This is a genomic window from Lentzea sokolovensis (assembly GCF_033949975.1).
Lineage (GTDB): Bacteria > Actinomycetota > Actinomycetes > Mycobacteriales > Pseudonocardiaceae > Lentzea > Lentzea sokolovensis.
Genome location: NZ_JAXAVU010000004.1, coordinates 1,048,132 through 1,070,472, shown reverse-complemented (window position 1 = coordinate 1,070,472; position 22,341 = coordinate 1,048,132). Strand labels below are relative to the sequence as shown.

At 69.2% G+C, this 22,341-nt stretch carries 18 protein-coding genes; 8 read left to right on the top strand and 10 right to left on the bottom strand.

The features are described 5' to 3' along the window. The first annotated feature begins 66 nt into the window (after window positions 1–66). On the top strand, window positions 67–1,089 hold the full coding sequence (locus SK854_RS10205; protein WP_319974769.1) for a LacI family DNA-binding transcriptional regulator: 1,023 nt from the start codon (window positions 67–69) through the stop codon (window positions 1,087–1,089). Here the strand turns inward: SK854_RS10205 and SK854_RS10200 are convergent. Together SK854_RS10200 and SK854_RS10195 are read right to left on the bottom strand one after the other, a co-directional pair. After that, entirely contained in the window at window positions 1,082–1,492 is a 411-nt protein-coding gene (locus SK854_RS10200; RefSeq protein WP_319974768.1) for a hypothetical protein, read from the bottom strand. The genes SK854_RS10205 and SK854_RS10200 overlap by 8 nt on opposite strands. A 64-nt stretch (window positions 1,493–1,556) precedes the next feature. After that, window positions 1,557–2,384: a S1 family peptidase gene (locus SK854_RS10195; RefSeq protein WP_319974767.1), complete on the bottom strand. Its 828-nt coding sequence runs from the start codon at window positions 2,382–2,384 to the stop codon at window positions 1,557–1,559. 141 nt (window positions 2,385–2,525) lie between these two features. Between SK854_RS10195 and SK854_RS10190 the strand changes: the two genes are divergently transcribed. Then, complete coding sequence (locus SK854_RS10190) at window positions 2,526–3,668, top strand: serine/threonine-protein kinase (protein ID WP_319974766.1); 1,143 nt, start codon at window positions 2,526–2,528, stop codon at window positions 3,666–3,668. Window position 3,669: 1 nt separating this feature from the next. Here the strand turns inward: SK854_RS10190 and SK854_RS10185 are convergent, their stop codons facing one another. From SK854_RS10185 to SK854_RS10165, 5 genes are all read right to left on the bottom strand, one after another. Further along, window positions 3,670–5,259, bottom strand: coding sequence for a CocE/NonD family hydrolase (locus tag SK854_RS10185; RefSeq protein ID WP_319974765.1), 1,590 nt, complete (start codon window positions 5,257–5,259; stop codon window positions 3,670–3,672). Continuing rightward, on the bottom strand, window positions 5,256–5,834 hold the full coding sequence (locus tag SK854_RS10180) for a TetR/AcrR family transcriptional regulator (RefSeq protein WP_319974764.1): 579 nt from the start codon (window positions 5,832–5,834) through the stop codon (window positions 5,256–5,258). Before SK854_RS10180 ends, SK854_RS10185 begins: the two co-directional genes overlap by 4 nt. Window positions 5,835–5,874: 40 nt before the next feature. Next, window positions 5,875–6,870 (bottom strand): TerC family protein, encoded by a 996-nt coding sequence (locus SK854_RS10175; protein WP_319974763.1) that lies wholly within the window; start codon window positions 6,868–6,870, stop codon window positions 5,875–5,877. An 87-nt stretch (window positions 6,871–6,957) separates the two neighbouring features. Next, complete coding sequence (locus tag SK854_RS10170; RefSeq protein ID WP_319974762.1) at window positions 6,958–9,258, bottom strand: glycoside hydrolase family 3 N-terminal domain-containing protein; 2,301 nt, start codon at window positions 9,256–9,258, stop codon at window positions 6,958–6,960. Between the two features lie 7 nt (window positions 9,259–9,265). Next, entirely contained in the window at window positions 9,266–10,279 is a 1,014-nt protein-coding gene (locus tag SK854_RS10165; RefSeq protein WP_319974761.1) for a LacI family DNA-binding transcriptional regulator, read from the bottom strand. A 122-nt stretch (window positions 10,280–10,401) separates the two neighbouring features. Here SK854_RS10165 and SK854_RS10160 point away from each other — a divergent pair, with 122 nt between their 5' ends. The 5 genes from SK854_RS10160 to SK854_RS10140 are packed head-to-tail and all read left to right on the top strand — an operon-like array spanning window position 10,402 to window position 16,033. After that, a complete protein-coding gene (locus SK854_RS10160; protein WP_319974760.1) occupies window positions 10,402–11,679 on the top strand; it encodes an extracellular solute-binding protein in 1,278 nt (425 codons plus the stop codon). After that, the gene (locus tag SK854_RS10155; RefSeq protein ID WP_319974759.1) at window positions 11,679–12,650 is read left to right on the top strand and encodes a carbohydrate ABC transporter permease; all 972 of its coding nucleotides are present in this window, start codon (window positions 11,679–11,681) and stop codon (window positions 12,648–12,650) included. The genes SK854_RS10160 and SK854_RS10155 overlap by 1 nt, the downstream gene beginning before the upstream one ends. Window position 12,651: 1 nt before the next feature. Beyond that, window positions 12,652–13,467, top strand: a complete 816-nt coding sequence (locus SK854_RS10150) for a carbohydrate ABC transporter permease (protein WP_319974758.1) — start codon at window positions 12,652–12,654, stop codon at window positions 13,465–13,467. 18 nt (window positions 13,468–13,485) lie between these two features. Next, window positions 13,486–14,478 (top strand): endo-1,4-beta-xylanase, encoded by a 993-nt coding sequence (locus SK854_RS10145; RefSeq protein WP_319974757.1) that lies wholly within the window; start codon window positions 13,486–13,488, stop codon window positions 14,476–14,478. 13 nt (window positions 14,479–14,491) lie between these two features. Next, window positions 14,492–16,033, top strand: a complete 1,542-nt coding sequence (locus SK854_RS10140; protein ID WP_319974756.1) for a glycoside hydrolase family 43 protein — start codon at window positions 14,492–14,494, stop codon at window positions 16,031–16,033. A 4-nt stretch (window positions 16,034–16,037) separates the two neighbouring features. On the opposite strand, the gene SK854_RS10135 is transcribed toward SK854_RS10140, so the two are convergent. Both SK854_RS10135 and SK854_RS10130 read right to left on the bottom strand, forming a co-directional pair. Next, entirely contained in the window at window positions 16,038–16,517 is a 480-nt protein-coding gene (locus SK854_RS10135) for a roadblock/LC7 domain-containing protein (protein ID WP_319974755.1), read from the bottom strand. Between the two features lie 5 nt (window positions 16,518–16,522). Then, window positions 16,523–16,897 (bottom strand): hypothetical protein, encoded by a 375-nt coding sequence (locus tag SK854_RS10130; RefSeq protein WP_319974754.1) that lies wholly within the window; start codon window positions 16,895–16,897, stop codon window positions 16,523–16,525. A gap of 264 nt (window positions 16,898–17,161) precedes the next feature. Here SK854_RS10130 and SK854_RS10125 point away from each other — a divergent pair, with 264 nt between their 5' ends. Continuing rightward, window positions 17,162–18,472, top strand: a complete 1,311-nt coding sequence (locus tag SK854_RS10125) for a DUF1996 domain-containing protein (RefSeq protein ID WP_319974918.1) — start codon at window positions 17,162–17,164, stop codon at window positions 18,470–18,472. Between the two features lie 40 nt (window positions 18,473–18,512). Here SK854_RS10125 and SK854_RS10120 read toward each other — a convergent pair whose 3' ends face one another. Then, window positions 18,513–22,244: a glycoside hydrolase family 2 TIM barrel-domain containing protein gene (locus SK854_RS10120; protein WP_319974753.1), complete on the bottom strand. Its 3,732-nt coding sequence runs from the start codon at window positions 22,242–22,244 to the stop codon at window positions 18,513–18,515. Between the last annotated feature and the right edge of the window lie 97 nt (window positions 22,245–22,341).

The following is a 22,341-nucleotide window of genomic DNA, read 5'->3' as shown; positions in this document are numbered from 1 at the left end:
GTTACGGCACCATGTCAAGGGTTGCGGGGTACGATTCGTTGTCACGTTTCAACAAAGGAGCCGCCGGTGAAGCCGTCAGTGGGCATCCGCGACGTCGCGCAGCACGCCGGCGTGTCCAACGCGACCGTCTCGAACGTGCTGAACCGTCCCGACGTCGTCGCCCCGGCCACGCGCCAGCGGGTGCTGGCCGCCATCGAGCAACTCGGCTTCGTGCGCAACGAGTCCGCGCGCCAGTTGCGCGCGGGTCGCAGCAGGGTGATCGCCTACGTCGTGCTCGACGCGGCGAACCCGTTCTTCACGGACGTGGCACGCGGTGTCGAGGACGCGGCGCGAGAGGCCGGCCTCGCCCTGTTCCTGTGCAACAGCGCGTCGGACGACGGCCGTGAACGCGAGTACTTGGAGCTGCTGCACGAACAACGCGTCGAGGGCATCTTGATCACCCCGGTCGACGCGGAGAGCGCGCAGATCGCCGAACGCGGCACGCCCGTGGTGCTGGTCGACCGCGAGGCGGTGGACGGCACGCGCTGCTCGGTGGCCGTGGACGACGTGCTCGGCGGCGAACTGGCGGTCACCCACCTGATCGAGAGCGGCCACACCCGCATCGCGATGGTCGGCGGCCCCCTGTCCATCCAGCAGGTGCGCGACCGGCGCGAGGGTGCGATGCGAGCGCTGACAAACGCCGGGCTGCCCGCGGACGCGCTCACGTTCCTCGAAACCAGGAGCCTGCAGGTGGCGGAAGGCCGGGAGGCGGGGGAGAGACTGGTCGGCCTGCCCGCCTCGCGCCGTCCCACGGCGGCGTTCTGCGCCAACGACCTGCTCGCCCTGGGCCTGCTGCAGTCGATGACGCAGCAGGGTCTGCGCGTGCCGGACGACCTGGCCGTCGTCGGCTACGACGACATCGAGTTCGCCGCGGCCGCCGCCGTGCCGTTGACGTCCGTGCGCCAGCCGCGTGAGCAGCTGGGCCGCACCGCCGCCCAGCTGCTGCTGACGGAGAACGAGCCGGACCACGAGCACCGGCACGTGAAGTTCCAGCCGGAGCTCGTGGTCCGCGCCTCCACCGCTATCAAACGGCGGGCGACGACTACCTGACGAGCATCATTTCCCTGTCGCTTTCCACAATGCTCGAACTGTCCGGCGGAAGGTAGACGTTCAGCGACGCGGAAGTGAATGCGACGCCCTGCCGGAATGCTTTCGTGCGCGACACCACGGTCACGTCGACCTTGTGGTAAGCGCCGGTGCACGGAACGCTCGACGTGTACTTGTCGCCGATCGCGAGGTCACCCCGCACGTTCTGGGTGACCTGCACCCACAACGACCCGGTGGCGCCGTTCTGGCACATCACGCGGGTCGGCACGACCACGGCGACGCCCCGCGCCTCCAGCCTGGCCTGCGACTGGAGAGCCACGGCGGCATCGACCTGTGCCGCCGATGCCGGCAATGCGGTGGCCAATACCGCGGTCGCGGTCAGCACGAACGCCGAAATTGCACGCACGATTTCTCCTCGTTCTCGTGGAAGGGCGGAATGCGGCCGCACGCCGACATTAGCCACGAGGTGTTCAGCGGTGCGAGGGGCCATTGATCGTCGCGCGAATCCACTCCGCGTGCGCCGGCACGTTCGTGTAGAGGCCCGGCCCGTTCGCACAGAGGCTGTCCGTGTCGCCGGGGCCGGAGGTCGTGCCGATCAGCTCCCACCGGCCGTGCTTCCCGCGCTGGATCTGCGGGCCGCCCGAATCGCCGACGCACGCCATGGCGCCCGGCTTGCGGCTGATCGTGCACAACCGCGTCGCGTCCGCGTAGCCCGGCGCGCACTCGGACACCGCGCCACGCCGGGTGTCGAGCTGCTGGAGCCGTTCGGGGAACACGGCCTCGGTGATGTCGACCGTGTCCACTGTGGTGCCGAAACCGAGCAGCCGGGTGGGCGTTCCCGTCCGGCCGGGCCGGGTGGCGATGCGGATCGGCTGCTCGCGCACCGGGCGGTCGAGCCGGATCAACGCGATGTCGTGCTGGTTGGGCTGTCCGAGCCGATATCCCGGATGTCGCACCACGCGGTCGATGGCGCGCACGGTGCCGCCGGACGTCCTGCGGTCGCTGCCGATGCGGACGGTCCCGTCCGGCACCGCTCCGGTTCCTTCCGGGTCGGCGCAGTGCGCGGCCGTGACGACCCACCGGGGGTGGATCAGCGACGCCCCGCACACTCCTTTCGCGCCACCCGCGGCGGGCACGGTCTCCGGGATCGACGCCATGAACTCGTAGCGCTCGGTGGAATCGTTCCCGTTGACGACAGCACTGGCGGTTCCGGTCATCGCCATGGCGCACAAGGCCCCTGCCAGTGAGACGAGGGCCGGTTTCAGGCTGGGCATGATCTTCTTTCGTTCGCCGGACATCTGTCCTGATCAGAATGGTCGCCAGGCGCGAAATGATCGATCGGGGCAGCTGGTGTTCTCAGGTGGAGCCTGCTCCACGGTTGGATCACCCGCCGGGTGGGCACCCACGGGTGGACCCGCCCGAACCGAAAGGTCTCAGCCATGCCGTCGGACACTCTTCTGCTCGCCGACCGGTACCGGCTGGGCGAGGTGCTCGGTACGGGTGGCGTGGCGCAGGTGCGCCGGGCCAGGGACGTCCTGCTCGCGCGCGACGTAGCGGTCAAGTTGTTCCGGCCGGGTGAGGACCTCGCGGACGCGCGCCGGATCGACAACGAGATCTGCGCGCTCGCGGGGCTGTCGCATCCGGGCCTGGTCACCGTCTACGACGCGGATCCGGGCAGCGAGACGCCGTACGTGGTGCTGGAGCTGATCGAGGGCAGGACGTTGCGCGACCGCGTCCAGGACGGTCCGATGGCCGTCGAGGACGTGCGCCGCCTCGGTGCCGCACTGGCCGACGCGCTCGCTCACGTGCATGAACGCGGCTTCGTCCACCGTGACGTCAAACCCTCCAACATCCTTCTCGATGACGACGACCGCCCGCGCCTCGCCGACTTCGGTCTCGTGCGCATCATGGGTGACGCCGGCGTCACCAGGACCGGACTCGTCGTCGGCACGGCCGCCTACCTCTCACCGGAGCAGGTGCGCAACGAGGAGGTCTCCGCCGCGGCCGACGTCTACGCGCTGGGGCTGGTGCTGCTGGAGTGCCTGACCGGACGCCGTGTGTACGAGGGCGCGGAGGTCGAGGCCGCCGTCGCTCGCCTGCACCGGCCCCCGGAGCTGCCGGACGACCTGCCGTTCGACCTCGTGCGGTTGCTGTCCAGGATGACGTCCCTGAGCGCGGCTCGCCGTCCGTCCGCTCGCGAGTGCGCCGAGGCTCTGCTCACGCCTGCGGCAGATCCGCCGACCCTCGTGGTGGAGCCTCCGCAACGCCGGCCGCGCGGACTGATCGCGGCCGCCTCGATCGTGGTGCTGATCTCGGCGATCGGCACGGGGATCAGTGCCTGGAACAGCGTCACGTCAACGGGTTCGGAGCCGCAGGAGACCACCGCGCCCACCGCCCCCGCCTCGACCGTGCCGCGCACCGCGGAGATCACCCCCGCGCCCGTCGCGGTGCAGCCGACCACTCCGGCCGTCGCGCCGCCGATCCAGGCCGTGAACAAGGGCAAGCCGGCCGGTCCGGCCGGGTCGGACAACAGCGGCAAGGGCAAGCCCGGCAAGGGAAAGGGCAAGGGGGACGGGACCTGAGTCAGCGCACCGGAAGAATGATCGCGGACGGCCGTGCCGGTCCACAGTGGACCGTTTGGTCCGCCGCGATCATCGTCGCGGCCGTCGACCGCGGTTCGCCGGTGCCGGGATTGCGGGCGTAGCGGGGGAACGCGCCGCTGGAGACCTGCACGCGGATGCGGTGCCCGCGGCGGAAGCGGTACGCCGTCGGCCACAATCGGACAGTCGCGCACTGCGGCTCGTCCGCCGATGTCAGGCTCACCAGGCCGTCGCACACGTTCCACGAACGCCCGGCAGGATCGACGTCGCACAGCCGGACGAACACGTCGGCGTGCGCGAGCGAGGACGAGAACCAGATCTCCGCGCTGACCTCGCCGATCACCTCGACGTCCTGGTCGAGGACGGGCGTGGTGTAGGTGAGCACGTCCGGCCGGGCTTCCAGCGAGGTGTTGTCGACACGGCCGCCGTCCCGCGCCAGGCGCACACCGCCGGATGCCGGAGTGGGATCGGCCGGGTCGTGGTGGAAGGTGTCCACTGAGGACTCTTCAGGCGCCGCTGTACCGAGTGCGCCGCCCGAGCCCAGGTGAAAGCGCGTGGGCGAGTAGCCGGAGGGCGGCCAGGAGTCGAACGAGCGCCACGCGTCCTCGCCCATCACGTACAGCCGGACCGCGGCGCGCTCGGGTGGTTCTTCACCGCGTGCGTGCGCGAGACCGAACTCCAAGGCTTCGTTGATCGGCGGGGCCATGACCTGAGTGTGGGTCCACGGCCCGACGGTCAGCCGCGCGGAACGGCCGTTGTCCTGCAGCGCCTGGAAGTCGCGCAGCTGACCGGGCAGGAAGATGTCGTACCAGCCGCCGATGGAACTGACCGGCACGGTCACGCCGGCGACCCGGTGGCTGTGGTCGAACCCCTGCCAGCGCGGAGAATCGGCGTCGTGGGTGAGGATGTCCTGGATGTAGGCGGAGCGCGAGCCGAACGCCGCGACGTCCCCTTCCCGCAACGGCAGCGTCCGCAGCGCTCGTGCGGTCTTCTTGTCCTGGAACGTCTTGCGCAGCAGTGCCAACGGACGCTGCTGGGTGCCGACCAGCACACCCCACTCGAACGGCGTCTCCAGCGACATGCCGTCGGAGCGCAGGAACTCCAGCGTCAAAGCAGATTCCGTCACCACCGGGATCATCGCCTTGACCTGGGGCGGCAGCTGGTCGGCGACCGCCCACTGCACGTGGCCGAGGTAGCTCAGCCCGTAGAGCACGATCGCGTCGCTCCACGACTGCTCCACCAGCCAGTCGAGCGTCGCGAGGCCGTCCGCGCGTTCCTGGCGCATCGGGTCGAACGCGCCGCCGGAGCCGAACCCGCCGCGCACGCTCTGGATCACCACCTGGTAGCCGCGCTCGGCCAGCGGCCTCGCCATGACCGCGCCGAACATGCGCCGGCCGTACGGGGAGCGGATCAACGCCGTCGGCAGTCCGTCGCCGCCGGAGCGCGGCATCCACCGGTCCGCGAGCAGGTCCACGCCGTCGGGCATGGGGACGCGCAGATCTCGCTGCACCACGACGTCGCGGGTCAGGGGCGGCGAGAGCTTCAGTCCACGCTGAAGAAGACGGCTGATCATCGGGGCTCCAGGAGTAGTGAGATCAGGCTCATCAGCCGGTCGGTGAACGTCTCCGGATCGGGCGCTCCCGCGACCACCCAGGACGTGACGAACGATCCGGCGCCGCCCGTGAAGAACGCGGCGAGGTCGTCGACTGCCTGCTCGGAGAGCCGGTCGCGGTACAGGTGCTCGATGGCCTGCCGGTTGATCGGCAGCAGCAGGCTGATGAGCCCGCGGTCCAGCGCGAACGCACACGAACCGGTGAGCAGGGCGCGGTAGAACACCATGTGGCCGGCGAAGTGCCGGGCCATGGCGAGGGTCTCGGCCCGCGGGTCCGCCGCCTGGCTGAAGTCGGTGAGACAGGGCAGCAGCTCGCGCCGGGCGAGGTCGAGCCCCGCCTCCAGCAGCAGCGAGTCGAGGTCGCCGAAGTGCTGGTAGACGACGCGCCTGCTGACGTCGGCGGCCTCGGCGATCTCGGACACGGTGATCGCCGCCGTGCCCCGCTCGGTGACCAGGTCGATCACGGCCCGCAGCACGGCCGCGCGAGTGCGGCGCACCCGGCGGTCGCGTGCGGGCTCGACCTCGCGCAGATCCATGCGCCAGATCGTGTAACAGCTGTTACTAAGTAGTCAAGTGTTACTTATCTTCGTCGCGGTGGCCGCGCAGCGAACCGGGATGGGCCTTGGCCGACGGGTCGTTGCGCGTCTTGATCAGGCTGGCGACGGTCACGATCACGAGGATCGCGATGATCACGCCGAGGCTGAGCGGCGTCGGCACCTCGGGGACGCTCGCGGAGATGTCCACGTGCGCCCAGTGCAGGATCAGCTTCACGCCGATGAACGCGAGGATGATCGCGAGCCCGGCCGACAGGTACACCAGCCGGTCGAGCAGGCCCTTGACTAGGAAGAACAACGCCCGCAGGCCGAGCAGCGCGAACGCGTTGGCGGTGAAGACGATGTAGGGCTCCTCGGTCACGCCGAACACCGCGGGGATCGAGTCGAGCGCGAAGAGCAGGTCGACGCCGCCGATCGCGACCAGCACGACGAACAGGGGAGTGGCGAACCGCTTGCCGTCGACGCGGGTGAAGATCTTGCCGCCGACGTAGTCGTCCGTGACGGGCAGGAGCTTGCGCGCGGTCTTCACCACGATGTTGTTCTCGACGTCGGGATCCTCGTCGCGATGCCGGAACAGCTGCACGGCCGTGAAGATCAGCAGCAGCCCGAACAGCAGGAACATGAACGAGAACAACGACAGCAGCGTCGCGCCGACCGCGATGAAGATGCCGCGCATGATCAGCGCGAGCACGATGCCGAACGTCAGCACCTTGTGCTGGTGCTCCTCCGGCACGAGGAACGTGGTCATGATGATCACGAAGACGAAGAGGTTGTCGACCGACAGGCTCTTCTCGACGATGTAGCCGGCGAAGTACTCCGCACCGAACCCGCCGCCGTGCGCGCTCGCGAACCACACACCGAAGCCGATGGCGACGAGGATGTAGAACACCGACCACAGACTGGCCTCGCGGAAGCCGATCCGGTGCGGCCGCCACGCCGCGATCACGAGGTCGGCCGCCAGCAGCAGGACGATCACCCCGATCGTCGTCGCCCACGTCAGTCCGCTGATCTCCAGCACAGGAACACCCCTCGGCCGCCCGATCCGTCCGCAGTGGACGTTACCGGGCGGCCAGGGGTAAGAGCGCCAGCGGCGCGGCCCGGAAAGCTATGAACTCGCGGTGAACTCCGGTGTCACGGTGCGGTCGAACCCTACGCGCCGGGTGGGCCCGGTCATCGTGAGCTTCAGCGCCGTGTGGATGTTCGCGCTGGACGTGCCGACGTGCAGTTCGACGTCACCGGCGTCGACCTGGCGGTGGCCCGCGCGGCCGGTGTAGGAGGTGAGGTCCGCGTGCAGCCGGGCGGTGACGGTGCGGGTCTGGCCGGGAGTCAGATCGACCTTCAGCGCGCCGATCAGCTGCCGGACGGGCCGGGCGACCTCCGCGACCGGGTCGTGCAGGTAGACCTGGACGACCTCGGTGGTCGGAACATCCAGGTCGTTGCGCACGACCACGTGCACGGTGCAGATGCCGTCGGTCGGCCACTCGCGTTCTTCGCAGCCCGCCGTCACCCAGGTGGCGGGGGCGTAGGAGAGGCCGTGGCCGAACGGGAACAGCGGGGTCGGGTCCACGTTGCTGATCTCGGTGACCTTCCCGAGCGGGGCGCTGAGGTAGGTCGAGGGCTGGCTCGAGCCGGCGCCGGGGAAGCTGATCGGAAGCCTGCCGGACGGGTTGACGCGTCCACTGAGGACACCCGCGAGCGCGGGCCCGCCCTCCTGACCGGGGTAGAAGCCGCAGACGACGGCGGCGAGCCGGTCGGCCTGCCGCGACAGGTCGTAGGGCCGGCCGGACAGCAGCACGAGCACCACCGGCATGCCGGTGCCGAGCACCGCCTCCAGCAGTTCCTCCTGCCGTCCTGGCAGCCTCAGGTCCGTGGCGTCGCAGCCCTCGCCGGACGTGCCGTTGCCGAACAGCCCCGCCTTGTCACCCAGCACGACGACGCAGACGTCCGCCTGCCGCGCGGCCTCGACGGCCTCGGCGATCTCGTCGTCGGTTCCGCCGAGCACGGGACATCCGAGCGCGAACACCACCTCGTGGTCCGCGCGCAACGCCTCCAGCACCGTGGTGACCTCGACGCCCATCTCCACGTCCGGGTGGTGCACGCCTACGTGCATCGGGAACGAGTAGCAGCCCATCATCGCGCCGCGCTCGTCGGCTCGCGGTCCCACGACGGCCAGGCGCTTGCCCGCCAACGGCAGGACGCCGTCGTTCTGCAGCAACACGATCGAGCGTTCGGCCACCTCGCGGGCGAGCGCGCGGGACTCCGGGTCGTCCAGGTCGAGATCCGCGCCGGGCGCGGGGGAGTAGCCGGGGTCGAGCAGGCCCAGCTCCACCTTCTGCGTCAGCACGCGGGTCAGCGCCCTGTCGACGAGCGCCGCGTCCACCCGTTCGAAGTAGAGGCCCTCCAGCAGGGGTTCGCCGTAACAGTCCACAGTGGGCAGTTCGACGTCGATGCCCGCGGTCAGCGCCAGTGCGGCAGCGTCCTCACGACCGGCGGCGACCCCGTGCAGCTTGTGCAGGAACGCGACCGAGAAGTAGTCGGACACCACGGTCCCGGTGAAGCCGTACTCGCCGCGAAGCCGGTCCGTGAACAGCCCGGCGTCCGCGGCGGCGGGAACGCCGTCGTTGTCGGCGTAGGAGTTCATGACCGACCTGACGCCGGTCCGCAGCGCCATCTCGAACGGGGGCAGGATCACGTCCGCGAACTCGCGCGGCCCGATCGACACCGGCGCGTGGTTGCGTCCCGCACGCGAGGCCGAGTAGCCGGCGAAGTGCTTGAGCGTGGCCACGATCCCGGCCGATTCCAGGCCCGCCACGTAGGCGGAACCGATGGTGCCCACCAGGTGCGGGTCCTCGCCGATGGTCTCCTCGATCCGGCCCCAGCGCAGGTCGCGCGCGACGTCCAGCACAGGGGCCAGGCCCTGGTGGATTCCGAGGCGGCGCATCGAGTCGCCGACCCGGACGGCCATGCGCCGCACCAGGTCCGGTTCGAAGGTCGCGCCCCAGCACAGCGGTGACGGGTACACGGTGGCCTGCCACGCGGCCAGTCCGGTCAGGCACTCCTCGTGCGCCACCGCGGGAATCCCGAAGCGGCTCGCCTCGATGATCTGCCGCTGGGTGCGGGCGAGCGTGTGCGCGCCGACGTCCGGCGCGATCGGCCGGGTGCCGAAGACGCGGGTGAGCTGGCCGATGCCGTGGCGGGTCAGTTCGGCGAAGTCCTGCGGCGCCACGGCGAACTCGTGCTGGTGCGGGGCCATCTCGCCGGCGGCGTCGATGCCGGCCCAGATCCCTTGCAACTGCGCGATCTTCTCCTGTGGCGTCATCCGTGCGACGAGGTCGCTCACACGGTCGGCCACGGGGGCGTGCGGATTCCGCCAGATTTCGTCCGGCGTGGTGGCTTCTGTCGTCACGACAACCTCAGGGGGTCAGTGGGCGGGTCGACTGCCGGACGACCAGTTCGGTGCCCAGGGTGATGTGGGTGTCGCCGGGCTCGGTGCCGTTGATGAGCCGCACCAGCAACTCGACGGCGCGGTGGCCCATCTCGCGGATCGGCTGCTGCACCGTCGTGATCGGCGGCGTGCACAGCGCGGACTCGGGGATGTTGTCGAAACCGACCACCGACAGGTCCTCCGGCACCCGCAGGCCCATCTCGCGGGCGGCGTCGATGGCCGCGATGGCGGTGGTGTCGTTGGCGGCGAAGATGGCGGTCGGCCGCTGGGGCCGGCTCAGCAGGGAACGCGTGGACGCGGCGGCCACGTCCGCGTCGTAGTCGCCGCGGCAGACCAGGCTCTCGTCCACCTCGACGCCCGCGCTGGCGAGAGCTCCCCGGTAGCCGGTTTCGCGCTGCTGAGCGGACTTCAGGTCCGCGCGGCCGGTGAGCAGTCCGATCCGGCGGTGGCCGAGCGCGAGCAGGTGCTCGGTCGCGAGCCGTCCGCCGTGCAGGTTGTCGGAGTCGACGGTCGGCAGCGCCGCGCGCCCGGTGTGCGGGTCGACGGCGACGACGGGTGTGCCGGGCAGGCCTTCGAGGTCGACGGCCGGCGTGACCAGCACGGCGCCGTCGACGAGGGTGCCGCTCAGCCGGGTGAGGTAGCGCTGTTCCCAGCCCTCAGGGTCGCCGGTGCGGCCGCCCGCCGAGTACACCACCAGCTCGAAGCCGGTGCCGCGGATGGCATCCGCCGCTCCCTTGAGCAGTTCGGTGCTGAACGGCTCGATGTCGGCGACCAGGATCCCGATGACGTTCGTGCGGTGGTTGCGCAGGCTCTGCGCGACCAGGCTCGCCTCGTACCCCAGATCCTTGATCACGGCCGTGACCCGCGCGAACGTCTCCGCGGAGACGCCGTACCGCTGGTTGAGCACCTTGGACACGGTGGCTACCGAGACGCCGGCCTGAGCGGCGACGTCCTTGATCGTGACGCGAGAGCGTGGAGGCACGGGGGTCAGGCTAGCCGTGTAAAACGTTATCGACAACGATTGACACGGAGCCGATTTGGCGGGAGTCTCTGGCCCCAACACAGGCAGTCCAACTCGGCCGACGTCGTCAGGAGTGGACCCCAATGCGTTCCAGAAAGCCCCTTGCCCTCTTCGCCGCCGCGGCACTCGCGCTGGCAGGGTGCAGCGGTGGCGGCACTGACGCCTCCACCGAAGGTCCCGTCACGCTCACCTGGTGGCACAACCGGACCACCGAGCCGATGAAGTCGAAGTGGCAGCAGATCGCCGACGACTTCCACAAGACCCACCCGAACACCTCGTTCACGATCGAACCGCTGCAGAACGAGCAGTTCCAGACCAAGGTGCCGCTGGCCCTGCAGGGCAGCACCCCGCCGGACCTCTTCCAGCAGTGGGGCGGCGGAGCGCTCGCCGACCAGCTGAAGTCCGGCAAGATCGCCGACATCACGCAGGCCTCGTCGGGCTGGATCGGCCCGCTGGCCAAGAACGCCGACGGCTGGAAGGTCGGCGGCAAGCAGTACGGTGCGCCGTACCTGATGCACGCGGTCGGGTTCTGGTACCGCAAGGACGTCTTCGCCACGGCGGGGATCACCTCGACACCGACCACTGTGGACGAGCTGAACGCCGCGGTGGCCAAGCTGAAGACGGCGGGCGTGACGCCCATCGCGCTCGGCGGCAAGGATCGCTGGCCCGACGCGTTCTACTGGGCCTACTTCGCGGTCCGCCAGTGCTCGGTCGACACGCTGAAGAAGGCGGTCGAGAAGACCGAGCTCACCGACCCGTGCTTCCTCAAGGCGGGCGAGAACCTCAAGAGCTTCCTGGACACGAAACCGTTCCAGGACGGGTTCGTCGGGACGCCCGCTCAGCAGGGGGCGGGCAGCTCGGCGGGCCTGGTGGCCAACGGCAAGGCGGCCATGGAGCTGCAGGGCGACTGGAACCCCGACGTGATGCAGGCGCTCACCGAGGACAAGGAACTCGGCTCGAAGATCGGCTGGTTCCCGTTCCCGAGCGTGCCGGGCGGGCAGGGCGATCCGAGCGTGCTGCTCGGCGGCGGTGACGGGTTCTCCTGCACCACCCGCGCGGCCAAGGCGTGCGCGGAGTTCCTCGGTCACCTCGTCGGCGACGACGTGCAGAAGATCCTCGCCGAGACCAACTCCGGTCTGCCGGTGACCCCTGCCGGAGTGGCCGCGCTGAAGAGCGAGCCGCACAAGGCGATCGCCGAGGTCATGACCAAGGCGTCGCACGTCCAGTTGTACTTCGACACCGCGTTCCCGACCAAGGTCGGTCAGGCCCTCAACGACACCATCGCGAACTTCTTCGCGGGTCAGGGCGGACCCGACACCATCGTGAAATCGGTGAGCGAAGCAGCAGCCGGGAACAAATGATGAGTGCCGCGATCACCACGCGGCCGCCGACCGCCCCCGTGCCGCACGCGCCAGCGGCCGGGGGCACCCGGCGGCGTTCCCGCCTCCGCCCCCGTCTCGAGCTCGCGTTCCTGCTGACCCCGGCCCTGCTGCTGTTCATCGGGTTCGTGCTGATCCCGATCGGCGTCGCCGGGTACTACAGCCTCTACTCGTGGAACGGCTTCGGCCCGCTCACGGACTTCGTGGGGCTGGACAACTACGTCGACGCCTTCTCCGGTGACGTCTTCCAGAGCGCCATCGGGCACAACCTGATCATCGCCACGCTGTCGGTCGTCGTGCAGCTGCCGTTGAGCATCGGGCTGGCGTTGCTGCTCAACCGGAAGCTGCGCGGCCGGACGTTCCTGCGGATGGTGGTCTTCGCGCCGTACGTGCTGTCCGAGGCCGTGACCGCGGTGATCTGGCTGCTCATGTTGCAGCCGGGCGGGTTCATCGACGAGATCCTGCGCGGCATCGGCCTGGGCAGCCTCGTGCAGCTGTGGCTCGCCGACCAGTCGCTCGTGCTCTACACGCTCTTCGTGGTGATCACGTGGAAGTACATCGGTTTCGGCGTGATCCTGCTGCTGGCCGGCCTGCAGGGCGTTCCTCCAGAGCTGCGGGAGGCCGCGGCGCTCGACGGTGCGACCGCCTGGCAGACCACCCGGCACGTCGTGCTCCCGTTGCTGGGACCGACGATCAGGATCTGGGTGTTCCTGTCCGTGATCGGGTCGCTCCAGCTCTTCGACCTGGTCTGGATCATGACGCTCGGCGGTCCCGCCAACGCGTCGACGACCATGGCCACCTACCTGGTCGACCACGGCTTCAAGCGCTACGAGTTCGGTTTCGGCAGCGCGGTCGCGGTGATCCTGTTCATCATCTGCTTCCTGTTCGCGTTGCTGTACCAGAGGTTCGCTCTGCGTCGCGACACCCAGGGCGCGTTGACGGGAGTGCGCTGAGATGTCACGTCGTAACACCGTCGGCTACCTCGCCGCGTTCGCCGTCATCGGCATGACGGTGGTGCCGCTGTTGTTCGTGGTGCTGGGCGGTTTCCGCACCACGGCCCAGATCAACTCGTCGCCGGCCGGGTTGCCGGGCCCGTTCGTGTGGGACAACTACCGGGAAGTGGTGACCTCACCGCAGTTCTGGCGGCTGCTCGGCAACAGCGCGCTGATCGCGGTGATCGCCACGACGCTGGCGGTCGTGCTCGGGTCGATGGCGGCGTTCGCGTTGTCCCGCTACGCCTTCAAGGGCCGCGAGGCGTTCTACACGCTGTTCACGCTGGGCCTGCTGTTCCCGCTCGGCGTGGCGACACTGCCGCTGTACCTGTGGCTGCGTCAGCTGAACCTGCTGGAGAACCCGCTCGGTGTCGCGATCCCGGAGGCGGCCTTCTCGTTGCCCGTCACGATCGTGATCCTGCGGCCGTTCATGAACGCGATCCCCGGTGAGCTGGAGGACGCCGCGCTGCTCGACGGCGCGGCCAAGCTCGGGTTCTTCTGGCGGATCCTGCTCCCGCTCTCGCGGCCGGCGCTGATCACGGTGTCCGTGCTCGCGTTCGTCACCAGCTGGAACTTCTACCTGTTGCCGTTGCTGGTGTTCAACGACTCCACGAACTTCACGCTTCCGCTCGGCGTGGCAATGTTCCAGTCCGAGCACTCCCAGGACACCGCGAAAATCCTCGCCTTCACCGCGTTGTCCATGATCCCCGCGCTCACGTTCTTCGTGCTCGCCGAACGCCGCATGGTCGGGGGACTCACCGGTTCTGTGAAGGGCTGACTCACAAGGGAGTGATTCATGCGAACCCGATTAGTGGCCGGCGTCGCCGTGCTGCTGCTGGCGTTGCCGGTTCCTGCCTCGGCTTCAGGGCCGTTGAAGACCGTCACGAACAGGTACGTGGGCAGCGCGGTGGCCGTCCAGCACCTCGACGCCGAAGCCGACTACAAGAAAGTGCTGACGCGGGAGTTCGACAGCGTCACGCCCGAGAACGAGATGAAGTGGGGCGTCGTCGAAGCCGTTCGCGGCCAGTACGACTGGTCAGGGGCGGACGCGATCGTCGCCTACGCCAAGAAGACCGGGAAGTCCGTGCGCGGGCACACGCTCGTGTGGCACAGCCAGCTGCCGGACTGGGTGGGCGGGCTGGAAGCGGCGGAGCTGCGCGGTGTGGTCAAGGACCACATCAGGACCGAGGCAGGCCGCTACCGCGGCAAGATCCGCGCGTGGGACGTCGTCAACGAGGCGTTCAACGAGGACGGCACGCGCAGGCAGACGGTGTTCCAGGAGAAGCTCGGCGACCGCTACATCGCCGACGCGTTCCGCTGGGCCCACGCGGCCGACCCGAAGGCCAAGCTCTACATCAACGACTACAACATCGAGGGACTCAACCCCAAGAGCGACGCGACCTACGAGCTGGTGAAGTCGTTGAAGCGGCAGGGCGTGCCGATCCACGGCGTCGGCATCCAGGGACACCTCTCGCTGATGTACGGCTTCCCGTCGGGCATGAAGGAGAACATCGCCCGCTTCGCCGCGCTCGGTCTGGACGTCGCGATCACCGAGGCCGACGTGCGGATCCCGTTGCCCGTCACGCCCGAGAAGCTGGACGCGCAGGCGAGCTACTTCGGCCAGGTCTGGGACGCCTGCCACGCGGTGCGGCGGTGCGTCGAGTTCACCACCTGGGGCTTCACCGACCGGCACTCGTGGGTGCCCGACGTGTTCCCCGGCGAGGGCGCGGCCTGCCTGTTCGACGAGAACCTGAGGCCCAAGCCTGCGTACGCAAGGCTCAACCCCTAGCGGGAGTGTCCACTTGACACAGTTCGAGAACCCGATCCTGCCCGGCTCGCACCCCGATCCGTCGGTGTGCCGGGCGGGATCGGACTACTACCTCGTCACCTCGACCTTCGAGTACTTCCCCGGCCTGCCGATCTACCACAGCAGGGACCTGGTGCACTGGCGGCTGCTCGGGCACGTGCTGGACAGACCGTCCCAGCTGCCGCTGCAGGGCGTCCGGGCCTCCGGCGGCCTGTACGCGCCGACGATCCGGTACCACGAAGGCGTGTTCTACGTGGTGTGCACGCTCGTCGACGGTGCGGCGAAGAGCGGCAACTTCGTGGTCACCGCCACCGATCCGGCCGGGGAGTGGTCGGAACCGCGGTGGCTGCCGGAGGCGGACGGCTTCGACCCGTCGCTCTTCTTCGACGACACCGGCCGCGCGTGGTGGACGGCGACCCGGGAAGTGCCCGGTGGCCGGTCCGGTCAGACCGAGGTCTGGTTGCGCGAGTTCGACCCCGTGGAGTTCGAGCTCATCGGCGAGGAACACGTGTTGTGGAGCGGCTCGCTGCGCGACTCCGTGTGGCTCGAAGCACCGCATGTGTACAAAGTGGACGGGAAGTACGTGCTGCTGTGCGCGGAGGGCGGCACCGACTTCGAGCACTCGGTCGTCGTGGCGACGGCGGACGAGATCACCGGGCCGTACCGCGGTTCACCGCTCAACCCGGTGCTGACCCACCGCCACCTCGGCCGGGACCATCCGATCGCGGCCGTCGGGCACGCCGACCTGGTGTGCACGCAGGAAGACCAGTGGTTCGCGGTGCTGCTCGCGACCCGGCCGTACGGCGGCTACTACTACAACCTCGGCCGCGAGACGTTCCTCGTGCCGGTGTCCTGGGAGGCGGGCGGCCCCGTGTTCAGTCCGGGCACCGGTCGTGTCGAGGCCCGGTACGACGTTCCCGTGCTGCCCGCACACCCGTGGCCCGAGAACGGGCCGACCGACGACTTCGACGCACCGGTGCTCGATCCCGCCTGGATGTTCCTGCGCACGCCGGACGAGGCGTTCTGGTCGCTGACCGACCGGCCGGGTCACCTCCGGCTGCGCGTGCGCCCGGAGTCGATCACCGACCTGGTCACGCCGAGCCTCGTTCTGCGTCGCCAGCAGCACCAGGACTTCCACGCGTCCTGCGCACTGGAGTTCACGCCGGCACACCCGGACGACGCGGCGGGACTGGTGCTGTTGCAGAACAACGACCACCACGTCCGGCTCCTGCTCGGCGCCGACCGCGAGGTCACCCTCGTGCGCCGCGCGGGCGGACGCGACGAACTGCTGGCCACGACGCGACTGCCCGGCGGTGTGGTGCGGCTGGGCTTCGAGGCGACCGGGCAGGAGTACCGGGCACTGGTCGCCGGTGCGGCGCAGGAGTGGCGGCCGCTCGGCGAGCCCTTCGACGGACGGGTGCTCAGCACCCAGGCGGCGGGCGGGTTCACCGGAGTCCACATCGGACTGCACGCGACCGGCCCCGGTGGGAACTGGGCCGACTTCGACAGCTTCACCTACCGGAGCCTGGACGGCTGACCGATCACCGGCGAGCCGCGACCGCCTGCTGCAGCAGGGTCAACGCCTGTTTGGCCACGACGTTGAACATGCCCATCGTGGTGTCGCGCTCGCCGAGCACCACCAGCAGCGTGTCGGCGTCGACCCCGAACACGCCGACCTGCCCGGACTCGCCCTCGAAGAACACCGCCCGTGGGCTGCCGACCCCGGCCTGCGAGGTGAACTGGGTCGCGAGCCCCGCTGCAGCCGAGGCCATCGCCGCGACGCCGTCGTCCTCGATGCCGCGCGTGACTCCGCACAGCACGAGGCCGTCCCGTGTCGCGACCAGCACGCCGTTGATCGCCACGGAGTCGATGCTGCCGTGGACCTCTTCCAGCGCCTCGGTCATCAGCTTCGCGACGGCACTCGCCGGTACCTGTCGTTCCGGTGCGGGAGGTGCCTCCGACAACGGTCCGCGCCGGCGCAGGGGCAGTCCGCCGTGCGTCTGCGTCGACTGGGTGGACATCTCGTTCACACCGTGAGGTCGGTTTCGATGGACTTGAGGCTGTGCCTGGCCATCGCGAGGTTGGCGCGCTCCCGGTCCAGCACGAGGTAGAGGAACAGCTTCGAGTCGCTCCGCTTGCCCGTCGTGAGCAGACGGATCAGGTGGTACTGGCGGTGCAGGGTGATGAGGATGTCCTCGATCTCGTCGTTCAGCTTGAGCGCGGAGATCACCCGCTGCTTGGCGCGCACGACCTCGGTGTTGCCGGCCGCGGCCACCTCCAGGTTCAGCCAGTCGCCACCACCGATCGAGCCCAGTGACATGCCGCTGTCGTAGTCGACGAGCGCGGCTCCCACGGCGCCGGTGATCGTCATTGCTTCCTTGAGCGCTGTGTCGATGTTCATGCGACTGCTTCTCCTCGTACCCGACCGGTCACGCGCGGCGACGATCTGCCGGAACTTCACCGAAATTCGCTGGCAGACCCCGTGATCGAATCACCCTACGTCGCCACGGCGGGGCGCGGGACAGGCCCGTTCGGAGCAACGTGCGAAGTGCACAGTCCGTTCAGGACCGAACGGAATCGGCTCCGCGAAGACGTTGTTCGACGACCGTTCGACTCGAACGGAGTCGAAATGATCGTTTTCCGCCACCGGCACGTACCCCGTGACATGAGCCTCTACAAAGGACGTTCTCTCGCGGTGAAGCTCACCGCGGGTCTGCTCGGCCTGACCGCCCTGGGCGCGCTCGCGGTCGCCGCCTCGACCGGTGGCGAGGTGTCCGCCCTGGCCGACGGCGCCGACAAGTCCCAGTTCACCGACATCACGAAGGTGAAACCGAACGTCCAGATACCCAGACCGGGGAAGGGGGCGACGACCGGCACGTTCACAGTGGACTGCGGCCGCAACGAGAACGGGCACTTCAACCCGGACAACTTCATCGCACAGCCGGGTGTCCGCAACGGCGCCCAGCACCTGCACGACTACGTCGGCAACCTGTCCACCGACGCCGACTCGACCGACGGCTCGCTGGAACGGGCGGGCACCACCTGCCGCAACGGCGACAGGTCGGCCTACTTCTGGCCGGTGGTGCGGATCAACGACGGCGACGAGGACGAGGCGAAGACGGTGAGCTGCCCCGACGTCGCCAGCAAGCTGCCCAAGGTCCCCGACCAGGCGAAGGCCGAGGTCGACCGGAACCTGGCGCTGCTCAAGACGCAGATCGACGAGGCGAACACGCGCCTGGCCAAGAACGAGAACCCCCGCGACCTCAACTTCAACCAGAACGCGATCGTGGGACCGTTGAAGGACAAGAGGGTCGCCACCATCGACCGCATGGCCATCGCGATCGGCCGCAACGCTGAGCGGCCGCAGGGGCTCGAGAAGCTGGCGCCGTGCAAGCTCGAGGGCGGCGAGGGCGGCGGCGAGAACGAACTGCCCGGCAACGAGGGCGACATCCAGCGCCCGGAGACCGTGGACCTGACCTTCCGCGGTTCCCCCGCGGGCAAGGTCGTGGCGATGCCCAAGTTCCTGCGCGTCCTGTACGGCGACGCCAAGGTCACGGCCAACGGCACGAAGAACGCCCGCGACTCGTGGACCTGTACCGGCTTCGAGGACAAGGTGCTGATCAACAAGTACCCGGTCTGCCCGAAGGGCTCCAAGGTCAAGCGGATCCACGACTTCCCGAGCTGCTGGGACGGCAAGAACACCGACTCGAAGAACCACCGCGACCACATCGCCTTCCCCGACCCCGGCACCGGCAAGTGCAAGGACGGCTTCAAGGCCGTTCCCCAGTTGCGGATCTCCCTGACCTACAACATCCCGCTGGACGTCCAGAAGCAGGGGCGGTACGCGGTCGACTCGTTCCCGGAGGAGAAGCACAACCCCTTCTCCGACCACGACGACTTCGCCAACGTGATGTCCCAGCAGATCATGAACAGGCTCGTCGACTGCGTGAACACCGGGAGGAAGTGCCGGGAGTGACGGGAGAGGCGGTGGCCGGCGGGCCACCGCCTCCGAGGTTCTAGAGCCGCTGGAGCCCGAAGCGCTGGTTGAGCCCGCTTCCGGTGGTCCACTGCGAGACGCGGGCGCCGTCGGCGGTCGAGGCCTCCCACACGTCCATGGCGAGCCCGCTCTGCCGGTTCACCAGACTGATCACGCCGAGGCCGTGGTCCACCACCTGCCACTGCTGGGCGGCCGAGTTGGAGTCGGGTTGCTGCGTGATGTCCGCGCCGGTGCTGGAGCTCGCGACCTGGAGCACCAGGCCGCTGTGCCGGGCCCGGACGCGGTAATAACCGCTGCCGGAGTCGAGGAAGTCGAACACCTGGTTCAGCCCGCCCGTGGCCGTCCACTGGATGGCGGCGGCACCGGCGGACGCGGACCCACCGTTGATGTCGACCAGCTTGGAGCTGTGCTGGGCGACGAGCCGGTAGTCCACCCCGGTCTGCACCGGACCGGTGCCGCCTCCCGCGGTGCCGACCGGCTTGCGGGACAGCGCCTGCGCCTCGGCGAGGGCCGGCAGCGGCCGCAACCGGTAGGTGTACGTGTAGTCCCGGTTGGGGAAGAGCTTGTAGGTGTCGAGGGGATGGGCGCCCCAGCTGTCGTTGCCGCCGATGCCGGTCTGCCGCAGGTTCAGCCGCAGCACCACGTCCTGGCGCCGGGTGAGCTGGTAGTCGTGCCGGACGCCCTTCGAGAGGTCCTCCGGCGTGAAGTACGACGCGTTCACCTCCAGCAGCGGTTCGCCGTACGCGAGCAGGCCGCGGCCGCTGCCGTTGACGAGGGCGATCCACCGGACGTCGGTCTTGTTGCCGTTCTCCTGCGGCCGGATGTAGCCGGTCCACTGCTCGGCGACGGTCGAGGAGTGCACGCCGACGTCGGAACCGGTCTTGCGGTCCCAGTGGTTCTCGTGCGGACCTCTGCCGAGGAAGCGGATCCGGGAGAGGTCACCCGGCAGGAACAGCATCGTGCCCACCTCCGGGATGTACGGCAGGCTCGACGATCCGGGGTGCAGCGTGCTGTCGACCTTGATCTCGCCGTTGCCGTAGATCGTGTACGTCGTCGAGTAGGTCGACACCGCGGTGGTGGGCAGGGTACCGCTGACGGTGATCCGCGCTGCCCGGTCGGACGGCCGGTCGAGCGTCACGCGCGAGACCGTCCGGTTGGCGCCGGCGTTGCGCCACGTGCCGTTGCGGTTCGGATGGCCGTTGCCCACGTCGTTGTCGGTCGGCGCCCGCCAGAAGTTGGGCTGGGGACCGGAGTTCAGCAGCCGCATGCCCATCGCGTCGTAGGAGGTGATCAGGCCGGTCGCCTTCGCGATGACCACGCTGAAGTCCTGACCGGACACGGTGATGCGGTCGCCGGTCTCGGTCGCCGTCACCACCGGCACCGACGTGACGGGCGTTGGCACGACCGGAGGGCTGCCGAGGTCGATCGGCAACTGCTGTTTGGCCACCTCGAAACCCGCCTCCGCCCACGGCGTCGCGGTCCGCAGCCGGAAGGACAGCTGGAGGAAGTGCTCCTCACCCGGCGCGGGATCGGCCGGGCGCTGGACGGGCAGCTGCACGGTCCTGTTCGACAACGGCGGGACGTCGAGCTGCGCCGCCGTGAGCTGTCCACTTTGGACGACGACACCGTCGGCGAGCAGCGACCAGGTGCCGGTGAACTCGTTGACGTTGGTGAACAGGTTCTCGTTGGTGATCCGGACGGTGCCGGCGGCACCGGCGTTCGCGACGTTGATCGCCTGGTAGACCTGTTTGACCTCCACGGCCTTGCCGCTGATCCGCCGGTCGGCCGTGACGATGCCGTCGGCGCAGAACGCCCCGTCGTTCGGGTTGTCGCCCCAGTCGCCGCCGTACGCGAGGTAGGTGGTGCCGGACTGCGTCCGCCACGTCAGGCCCTGGTCGACGAAGTCCCAGATCCAGCCGCCCTGCAGAACGGGGTTGGCACGGATGATGTCCCAGTACTCCTTGAAGTTGCCGGTGGAGTTGCCCATGCTGTGGGAGTACTCGATCATCACGTACGGCCGGGTGTCGTTCGTGTCCCTCGCCCGGTTCTGCACTCCCGCCGGGCTTTCGTACATCGCGGACCGGATGTCGCTGACCTGCGGGCGGTTGTCGCCCTCGTACTGGATGATCCTGGTCGGGTCGGCCGCGCGGATCCAGTCGCGCATGGCCACGAAGTTGCTGCCGCCGCCCGCCTCGTTGCCGAGCGACCACATGATCACCGAGGGGTGGTTCTTGTCCCGGTGCACCATCTGGGCCGCCCGGTCGAGCACGGCCGCCGTCCAGTCGGCCTTCGAGTCCGGGTAGTTGTCGCGGATCCCGTGGGTCTCCAGGTTGGCCTCGTCCACGACGTAGAGGCCGTACTCGTCCGCGAGGTCGTACCAGACGGTGTTGTTGGGGTAGTGCGACGTGCGCACCGAGTTGATGTTGAGCTGCTTCATCACCGTGATGTCGCGGATGAGGTCCGCACGGGTCAGGGCCGTCCCGCGGTCCGGGTGCATCTCGTGCCGGTTGGTGCCGCGCAACGACACGGGCTGGCCGTTGATCCGCATGAGGCCGTTCCTGAGGACGAACTCGCGGAACCCGACGCGCGCCGACACCGTCTGGGTCACCGCGCCCGCCGGATCGCGCACCGTGAGCACGGCGGTGTAGAGGTTCGGGTGCTCGGCCGACCAGAGCCTCGGCCCCGCCACCGCCTTCGAGCCCCGCGCGGTCGCCTCCTGGCCGGGGGAGGGGGAGTTCACGCTCGTGCGCAACGGTTCCGGCCACACCGGCTGCCGGTTCTGGTCGTACAGCTGCGTTTCCACGGTGAACGTGCCCGCCTGCTGCCCGCCGCTGTTGCGCAGGCTCACCGCCACCGCGAGGTCGGCGTTGGTGTAGTTGTCCCGCAACGGGGTGGTGATCGTGAAGTCGCGCAGGTGCACGGCCGGCAGGGAGTAGAGGAACACCGGCCGGAAGATCCCGGACAGCCGGATCATGTCCTGGTCCTCCAGCCACTCCCCGTCCGGGTACTTGAAGACCTCGACGGCGACCAGGTTCGACCCCGCGCGGACGTGGTCGGTGACGTCGAACTCGGACGGCGTGTACGACCCCTCGCGGTAGCCCACCTTCGTTCCGTTGATCCACAGGTAGAAACCGGACTTCACGCCCTCGAAGTGCAGCAGGACCCGCCGCCCCTGCCACGAGGACGGGAGCGTGAACGTGGTGCGGTACTGGCCGACCGGGTTGACCCGCGACGGCGCGAACGGTGGCTGCGTGTTCTCGTTCTGGCCGTTGGCGCCCCACCACGGGTAGGTGACGTTGAGGTAGATCGGGAAGTCGTAGCCGTGCAGCTGCCAGTTGGACGGCACCGGGATGGTCGCCCAGCCGCTGTCGTTGACGTCGGTGCGCCAGAAGTTGAGGTCGCGGTCCGCCGGTCGGTTGGCGTACTTGAACCGCCACGTGCCGCTGATGTCCAGTCTGTACGGCGAGTTCGTGCGATCCAGCGCGAGCGCCTGCTGCAGGTCGGCGTAGGGCATCAGCGTGGCGTGTGCCGGTTGGGCGTTGACCGCGAAGATCCCCATGTTGTTGTTCCACTCGGGGAAACCGTTGGGCGGATCGGGCCACGCCGCCGCGGCGAGCGCCGGTGAGGCGGCCGCTGCCGCCGTCGTGGTCAGGCCCGGCACGGCGAACGCCGCGAGTCCTCCGCCGAGCAGCGTGCGCCGGCGGATCCTGCGCCGGTGCGGCGGCAGACTCTCGTCAGGGGTGGGGGACAAGGTGCTCTCCTAGCCGGTCAGGGCGGTGGCGAGCGATCTGACGCGCCGCCGCGGGGGTGGTCTGCCGAACATCGCGACCCTCGTTCCCCCAGGGGAG

Excerpts from the sequence above, each read along its gene's own strand:
- SK854_RS10195 (WP_319974767.1), bottom strand. The coding sequence starts at position 2,384 with ATGTCCGGCGAACGAAAGAAGATCATGCCCAGCCTGAAACCGGCCCTC.
- SK854_RS10190 (WP_319974766.1), top strand. The coding sequence starts at position 2,526 with ATGCCGTCGGACACTCTTCTGCTCGCCGACCGGTACCGGCTGGGCGAG.
- SK854_RS10185 (WP_319974765.1), bottom strand. The coding sequence starts at position 5,259 with ATGATCAGCCGTCTTCTTCAGCGTGGACTGAAGCTCTCGCCGCCCCTG.
- SK854_RS10180 (WP_319974764.1), bottom strand. The coding sequence starts at position 5,834 with ATGGATCTGCGCGAGGTCGAGCCCGCACGCGACCGCCGGGTGCGCCGC.
- SK854_RS10160 (WP_319974760.1), top strand. The coding sequence starts at position 10,402 with ATGCGTTCCAGAAAGCCCCTTGCCCTCTTCGCCGCCGCGGCACTCGCG.
- SK854_RS10155 (WP_319974759.1), top strand. The coding sequence starts at position 11,679 with ATGAGTGCCGCGATCACCACGCGGCCGCCGACCGCCCCCGTGCCGCAC.
- SK854_RS10150 (WP_319974758.1), top strand. The coding sequence starts at position 12,652 with ATGTCACGTCGTAACACCGTCGGCTACCTCGCCGCGTTCGCCGTCATC.
- SK854_RS10145 (WP_319974757.1), top strand. The coding sequence starts at position 13,486 with ATGCGAACCCGATTAGTGGCCGGCGTCGCCGTGCTGCTGCTGGCGTTG.
- SK854_RS10135 (WP_319974755.1), bottom strand. The coding sequence starts at position 16,517 with ATGTCCACCCAGTCGACGCAGACGCACGGCGGACTGCCCCTGCGCCGG.
- SK854_RS10130 (WP_319974754.1), bottom strand. The coding sequence starts at position 16,897 with ATGAACATCGACACAGCGCTCAAGGAAGCAATGACGATCACCGGCGCC.
- SK854_RS10125 (WP_319974918.1), top strand. The coding sequence starts at position 17,162 with ATGAGCCTCTACAAAGGACGTTCTCTCGCGGTGAAGCTCACCGCGGGT.